Origin of the sequence: Micromonospora sp. NPDC005203, assembly GCF_042872705.1 — a bacterium.
Lineage (GTDB): Bacteria > Actinomycetota > Actinomycetes > Mycobacteriales > Micromonosporaceae > Micromonospora.
In genome coordinates this window covers 96,796-102,117 of record NZ_JBIAKV010000002.1, presented here as the reverse complement: position 1 = coordinate 102,117, position 5,322 = coordinate 96,796, and the positions used below count along the sequence as shown (strand labels likewise).

General features: G+C 72.7%; 4 protein-coding genes. 3 read left to right on the top strand and 1 reads right to left on the bottom strand.

Annotated elements, in window-relative coordinates; translation table 11 throughout:
• Window positions 1-209: 209 nt before the first annotated feature.
• Window positions 210-1,826, bottom strand: coding sequence for a helix-turn-helix domain-containing protein (locus tag ACFYPM_RS05665; protein ID WP_387191637.1), 1,617 nt, complete (start codon window positions 1,824-1,826; stop codon window positions 210-212).
• A gap of 235 nt (window positions 1,827-2,061) precedes the next feature.
• Between ACFYPM_RS05665 and ACFYPM_RS05660 the strand changes: the two genes are divergently transcribed.
• From ACFYPM_RS05660 to ACFYPM_RS05650, 3 genes are read left to right on the top strand one after another with little or no spacing between them, the layout of a single operon-like run.
• Window positions 2,062-2,667: a TetR/AcrR family transcriptional regulator gene (locus tag ACFYPM_RS05660; protein WP_357252940.1), complete on the top strand. Its 606-nt coding sequence runs from the start codon at window positions 2,062-2,064 to the stop codon at window positions 2,665-2,667.
• Window positions 2,668-2,706: 39 nt separating this feature from the next.
• The gene (locus ACFYPM_RS05655) at window positions 2,707-3,504 is read left to right on the top strand and encodes a TIGR03084 family metal-binding protein (protein ID WP_387191635.1); all 798 of its coding nucleotides are present in this window, start codon (window positions 2,707-2,709) and stop codon (window positions 3,502-3,504) included.
• Window positions 3,501-5,177 (top strand): acyclic terpene utilization AtuA family protein, encoded by a 1,677-nt coding sequence (locus ACFYPM_RS05650; RefSeq protein ID WP_387191633.1) that lies wholly within the window; start codon window positions 3,501-3,503, stop codon window positions 5,175-5,177. Before ACFYPM_RS05655 ends, ACFYPM_RS05650 begins: the two co-directional genes overlap by 4 nt.
• Window positions 5,178-5,322: the final 145 nt, after the last annotated feature.

The window sequence follows — 5,322 nt, the reverse complement described above, 5'->3', positions numbered from 1 at the left end:
GACCACCACCGGCAACAACACCACACCCAAGAAGACCGCGGACACCGACAAGGACACCAAGAAGACCGGTGGCAAGGGCACGAAGAAGACCGGCGGCAAGTAGGGCGGGAACAGGCGGTCAGGAGCAGTCGATGGTCGCTCTCCGCGGCGCATCGCCTCGACCGACCACGACCACCAACCAGGACGTACGAGTGGCTGGCCGGCGAGCATCACCGCTTGAAGAGGAACACCTGCACGTTGTCGTTGGAGCACGACACCTGGGCGATCGCCGTACCCGCGGTCCGGCTACCGCCGATCGGGCCGATGCACCTGTTCGATGCGGTGGTGGCGTGCAGCCGGTAACCCTGACCCGCGCTGCTCTGCACCGGTTCAAGGACGAATCGTTGATCCGGGCGGTTGCAGTAGCTGCGGGGGGCCACAAGTTGCCCGTCAGCGGTCGACGGTTCGCCGTTCGGGTCGGGGTCGACCTGCAGGCAGCCACCGTCCCCGGACGGGTGCGCCCAGTAGATCTGGTACGTGTTCGAGCCGACCTTCCGCAGCTCGCTGGTGGCCGGCTCGGCCTGGGCACAGGGAACGAGGGTCGCCACGTCCGGGCGGTCGTTCCCCGGCTCCGGACCCACACCCACGCAGTACGACTGCCCGACGGTGGCTGCCGGCATCATGCGGTACTGCCCCGCGGCGGGCAGCGTGGTGGCCGCCTTCGTCTGCGCCACCTCGGGTGCACTCGACCTGGGCGCACTCGACCCGGGCGCACTCAGCGCGGGCGCACTCGACGTGGGCGCACCCGGCGCGGGGCTGATGACCGCCGGTGCGGGGCTGGTCGGTGGCAGGCTCGGGTTCGGTGTCCGCGCGCCAGCGTCCGCGGGCGGCAACTGCACGTCGACGTCTGGGCTGGCCGTCGGCTCGGCGAGCACCGCCGGTGGATCGTCGCCGACGTCGGGATCGCGAAGGGTCCGGACGACCAGGCCGCCGGCCACCACGATCAGCAGCAGCACCACGACGCCGAGGAGTACGCGTGTCGGCCGACGGAACCGGAAGGCGAGCGGCGGCACGAAGTCCCGCAGCCGCAGTGGCGCGGGGGCAGCGTCGGCGTTCGGTGCACGTTTGCGGTGCAACCCCGCCCAGGCGCTGTTGCGCCGGCCCTTCACGGCCGTGGCCAGCGGTCCCTCGGCGTAGAGAAGGGGACGGACCGGCCGGTCCTCGATCGGCGTCGACTCGGCGGCGACCGGCTGCCCGCCGACACCCCGCGCATCGGCGGCAAGCGGCTCACCAGCGCCAGCCGTAGCGGCGACAGTGTGCTCACCACCGGGCGCCGAGTCGTCGCTGCGTTCCGCGGTCTCGGCTGCCAGCGGTGTCGGATCGTCGAGCCCCCAGCCGGGTCCCGGTGCCAACTCCGCCGGCAGGGGTGGCACCGCGTCGAGCAAACCCCACGGCGGGCGGACCCTCGGCCCGTCGACGAACGAGTCGGCATCGGCCAGGCCCGGATCGACGGCGACAGCGACAGCGACCGGCTCGGGCCGACCGGCGGTGGCCGCGGCAAGCGCCTTGCGCGCGGCGATCCAGCGGTCCACCGTGTCCTGATCGCCTGCACAGGCCCGGACGAACGCCGCGACAAGCGTCTCCCTCGGCAGGTTGGCCCGGCCCAGGGCGGTGTTCAGGGTGCTGTGTGGGAGCACGTCGCCGGCATCCCGGGCCCTCTTCGACACTTGCCGAATGGTCAGTCCGGACCACTGCCGCAGCGCGCGCATCTGGGCCACGAACTCGGCAGCCGAGCCGGCGGTCGCCGGGTCAGGTGCTGTGCCGTCGTTGTACCGCTCGTTCGCCATCGACCGTTCGTCCCCCGCGTCTCTGCCAGCGCGCCCACAGCCGTGCGGACCGATTCAAGCCGATCGTTCGGCGTACCGCTACCTCGTGCGGCTCAAACCAGAACAACCGCCGCAACCAGGACGACGCTCGAACCTGGCCGCCGGCCGGTACGGCATCGATGCCTCGGCGGCGAGCCGAACGGCAACCAAAAAAGTCAGTCTTGACTGTTTGTTTCCGAGGCCGCAGGCTGGTCCGGTGCCCACCGCATCGACGCGTGTCCCTCAGCAGGAGCGCAGCCGCGCCACCCAGGCCCGTCTGCTGGAGGCGACGGTCGACTGCCTGATCGAGCACGGGTGGTCCGGCACCACGACCACAGTCGTCGCCGCGCGGGCCGGTGTCTCGCGCGGTGCCCAACTGCACCACTACCCGACGAAGGCGGCACTGGTGACAGCCGCCGTGGCCCATCTCGCCGAGCGACGGGCCGTCGAGCTACGCACCGAGGCCGAGGCGTTGCCGGCCGGCCCGCAGCGGTTGGACCGGGTGATCGACCTGCTCGGCGTGGCGTTCACCGGGCCGCTGTTCGTGGCCGCCCTCGAACTCTGGGTCGCCGCCCGCACGGACCAGGAACTCCGCGACGCCCTGGTGCCGCTGGAGGCGACTGTCGGCCGGGAGATGCACCGCCTCACCGTGGCACTACTCGGTGTCGACGAGCGTCGACCCGGTGTCCGCGAGGCGGTCCAGGCCACTCTCGACCTGCTCCGCGGGCTCGGGGTGGCCAACCTGCTCAACGACGACTCGGCCCGCCGTACCGCCCTGCTGAGCACCTGGAAGCGCCAACTCGCCACCCTGCTCACGCCCTGACCGCTGGCCGCGCCGGCCAAAAACCGACCGGAGGCACCCATGGTCGATCTCACCGACCTGCTCGCGGATCTGGCCGCCGAGTCCGCCCAACTGGACAGCCTGGTGGCGCCGTTGCCGGCGACCGACTGGGCTCGACCGACCCTCGCGCCGGGCTGGAGCATCGGGCACCAGATCGCCCACCTCGCCTGGACCGATCACGTGTCGCTGCTGGCGGCCACCGACGCCGAGGCGTTCTTCGCGACGGTGACCGCCGCGCCGGACCCGACCCGGATGGTCGATGACGGCGCAGAGGAGTTCCTCGCCCCGCCCGCCGAACTGCTCGCCCGCTGGCGGGCCGGCCGGGCGGCTCTCGCCGACGCGCTGGCCGCCGTGCCGGCCGGCGAGAAACTGCAGTGGTTCGGCACCCGGATGTCGGCCACCTCGATGGCGACCGCCCGGATCATGGAGACCTGGGCGCACGGCGAGGACGTAGCCGACACGCTCGGCGTCGTCCGACCCGCGAGCGACCGACTCCGGCACGTCGCGCACCTCGGTGTGCGTACCCTCGGGCACGGGTTCGCCGCCCACGGCCGGGACATACCGACGACGCCGGTCCGGGTCGAGCTGGTCGGGCCCGGCGGCGATGTCTGGACCTGGGGTCCGGCGGACGCCGCCGACCGGCTGAGCGGCCCCGCCCTGGACTTCTGCCTGCTGGTCACCCAGCGCCGACACCGCGCGGACCTGGCCCTGGTCGCCACCGGGCCGGTCGCCGACGAGTGGCTCGACGTGGCGCAGGCGTTCGCCGGGCCGCCCGGCGACGGCCGGCAGCCGGCCGGCGGGAAGGGGACGCCGGCATGATCCGGATCGGCAACGCCTCCGGTTTCTACGGTGACCGGTTCACCGCCTGGCAGGAGATGCTCGACGGCGGCGAGCTGGACGTGCTGACCGGTGACTATCTGGCCGAGTTGACCATGCTGATCCTCGCCCGGGACCGGCTGCGCGACCCCGACCTGGGCTACGCGAGGACGTTCCTGCGTCAACTGGAGACGTGCCTCGGCACCGCCCTGGAACGGGGGGTGCGGATCGTGACCAACGCCGGCGGGTTGAACCCGGCCGGCCTGGCCGCCGCCATCACCGCACTCGCCGTCCGGCTGGGCCTGCCGGCCCGCGTCGGGTACGTCGAGGGCGACGCCCTCCAGCGCCCGGACGCGTTGAGCGCGAACGCCTACCTCGGCGCGTTCGGCATCGCGGCGTGCCTCGACGGCGGTGCGGACGTGGTGGTCACCGGTCGCGTCACCGACGCGTCGCTCGTCGTCGGCCCGGCCATCGCCCGGTACGGCTGGGGCCGCGACGACCTCGACGAGCTGGCCGGGGCGACCGTCGCGGGGCACCTCGTCGAGTGCGGCGCACAGGTTACCGGTGGCAACTTCAGCTTCTTCACGGAGTTGCCCGACGGCGGCCACCGGCCCGGCTTTCCGATCGCCGAGGTACACGCCGACGGCTCGACGGTGCTCACCAAACATGCGGGCACCGGTGGCGCCGTCACCGTGGAGACGGTCACCGCGCAGCTGCTCTACGAGATCGGTGGACCGGCGTACCTGGGGCCGGATGTGGTGACCCGACTGGACACGGTGATGCTGCGCCAGGACGGTCCGGACCGGGTCCGGGTCTCCGGGGTCCGGGGTACGCCGCCACCGCCCACGCTCAAGGTGGGCGTCACCAACCTCGGCGGCTTCCGCAACTCGATGACCTTCGTCCTCTGCGGACTCGACATCGAGGCGAAGGCCGCCCTGGTCCGGGGTCAGGTCGAGGAGGCGGTGAAAAAGGACGGGCTGGAGTTCACGCTGGCCCGGACCGACCACGTGGACGCCGCCGACACCGAGGCCGCGAGTGCCCTGCTGCACGTACACCTGCGAGACGGCGACCGGACGCGGGCCGGACGGGCCTTCTCGGCCGCCGCGGTGGAGCTGGCGCTGGCCTCGTACCCGGGCTGCACACTGACCACCCTGCCGGGTGACGCGACCCCGTACGGCGTCTTCACCGCCGACGCGACGCCGCAGGACGCGGTGGCGCACGTCGCGGTGCTGCCCGATGGTCAACGGGTGCCGATCGCCCCACCGATCCGCACCGCCGCCGTGCCGGCGGACGAGACAGTCCCGTACGACGGCACGGCGCTTGGCGGGCCGACGCGGCGCGGCGCGCTCGGCGAGCTGGTCGGCGCACGCTCCGGGGACAAGGGTGGGGATGCCAACCTCGGTGTCTGGGCACGGACCGACACCGGTTACGCGTGGCTGCGCGCCTGGCTGACCGTCGAGCGGCTGGCCGAGCTGTTGCCGGAGACCGCGCCGCTCTCGGTACGGCGCTACGAACTGCCGAACCTGCGCGCGGTCAACTTCGTGATCGAGGGTCTGCTCGGGGCCGGGGTGGCCGCGTCCACCCGGTTCGACCCGCAGGCCAAGGCGCTCGGGGAGCTGCTGCGCGCCCGGGTCGTCGACCTGCCAGCCGAGGTGCTGCCGGGGAGGGCACGGTGAGCGCGAGGAGTGAGCCGGTTCTGCGAGCCCCGCAGTCGCGAACGAGGGAGGCACGGTGAGCGCGAGGAGTGAGCCGGTTCTGCGAGCCCCGCAGTCGCGAACGAGGGAGGCACGGTGAGCGCGAGGAGTGAGCCGGTTCTGCGAG

What these genes read in the sequence shown, in the direction of transcription:
- ACFYPM_RS05650 (WP_387191633.1), top strand. Translation starts at nt 3,501, where the DNA reads ATGATCCGGATCGGCAACGCCTCCGGTTTCTACGGTGACCGGTTCACC.
- ACFYPM_RS05665 (WP_387191637.1), bottom strand. Translation starts at nt 1,826, where the DNA reads ATGGCGAACGAGCGGTACAACGACGGCACAGCACCTGACCCGGCGACC.
- ACFYPM_RS05655 (WP_387191635.1), top strand. Translation starts at nt 2,707, where the DNA reads ATGGTCGATCTCACCGACCTGCTCGCGGATCTGGCCGCCGAGTCCGCC.